At 31.3% G+C, this 1,478-nt stretch carries 1 protein-coding gene; it reads left to right on the forward strand.

Annotated elements, in window-relative coordinates:
* Window positions 1-142: 142 nt before the first annotated feature.
* Window positions 143-1,300 carry a hypothetical protein gene (locus COX95_01475; GenBank protein ID PIZ86395.1) on the forward strand — a complete coding sequence of 386 codons (1,158 nt, stop codon included), beginning with the start codon at window positions 143-145 and terminating at the stop codon, window positions 1,298-1,300.
* The last annotated feature ends 178 nt before the right edge of the window (window positions 1,301-1,478 follow it).

Genomic DNA, 1,478 nt, shown 5'->3' on the forward strand with positions numbered 1-1,478 from the left:
TGGGTAATATTTCACCCATTGATTATTTAATAAAAACTGTTCCGGAGTCTCAAATGTGCGTGACGCGTACATGAAATTGTACTATTATCGTTTGGTGGTATAATTAAATAATCTAGTACATTGAAAAATTGAAGGTGATTGTATGTATCTGGGAAATGAATTAGATGTAGACCCATCGATATTAAAAATATTAGAAAAACACAGGCCTCTTAATCTATTAGATAGTATTTCAGTAACAAAACCTGTTGTTCATGGGTCATGTGATACTAGAAAAAATTTTAACTTTGCACCTCATGATAATTACAGTAATTTATATAAGCTTTTAATGTTTCAGGCGGGATTATATTTAGCTCTTGATTCCTCCACATATCTTCACAGAGAAGAAATTTGCAAATTAGACAGAATATCGAATTTTAGATTTTTAAGCAATTCCCGATGGCCTGTTATTTATCCAAAATCGAGATTTGAGAATCTGGAAAACGGAAATAATCAGACTTTTGTCGGCTTTAACGCAAACATTGAAACACCGGAAATTTTTGATTTAGAAGATGTCAACCTTGACTATCCTCCTTATGTTGGCGGAAATATTCATTATTCCCATCTATTAGTAAGTGACTTTAAGGAATATGAGGAAGACTGTCAGATAATCACGCGGTGTCATCGTAAAAATAAGATAAACTTTTCAGGATATTACCTTGGTGAGCATGAATTAAAAAAAATGTTGAATTTTGATAATTTTATTATTATCTCGGCTTTTAAAGTGGAAAGAGTCAAAGGATTTAAAGCTTTAGCTCATTTTAGTTATCGGATGCAATTCGGTAAGTCATATTTATATCTATCGATAGTTCCTGAAATATTAATAATTTATGCCGCTTTGCAGATGGTGAAAACATTACTTAGGGCTTTGCAATACGGAAAAGAAATTTATTTAAGTGAGATAGAAGAATTCAAATTTGAAAAGATTATATATACTCCTACAAGCCTACTTTTTTCACTTCAAAGATTAGATAATTTACCTAAATACATTAAGGCCTCAGTGAAGGTATTAGCTAATAATGAAGAAGTAGCAAGCGGAATACTCATTTTTAAAAAACCAGAACCGGAAGCAGTTGAGTGGCATCATAAGATTGCAAATCGTATTTTAGAAAAAGTACAAAGATTAAACGCATACCATGAAGAAGAAATTACGCTTGCTTTGATAGAGAAGCTTTCAAATAAAATGTGTTTCGTTAAGTCTGACGATGATATTAATATAATAAAAGAAATAGTTCTTGATAATTTCCCACATCTAAAACAATAATTTTATATACACACCATAAGACCAATCTTGGTCTTTTTTTCTTTATTTAACATACGTTAACCAAATTGATTAGCAATCTTGTTTAGTATAACTGTTCTTGGTAAGGGTGCGTCCCTTGCCAGTTTACTAGTTTCTTACCTTTTAGTAGCAGGTGGTTGTTTGCATAGTCAATCTTTGT

Source organism: bacterium CG_4_10_14_0_2_um_filter_33_32 (assembly GCA_002792735.1).
Classification (GTDB): domain Bacteria; phylum Patescibacteriota; class CPR2_A; order CG2-30-33-46; family CG2-30-33-46; genus CG2-30-33-46.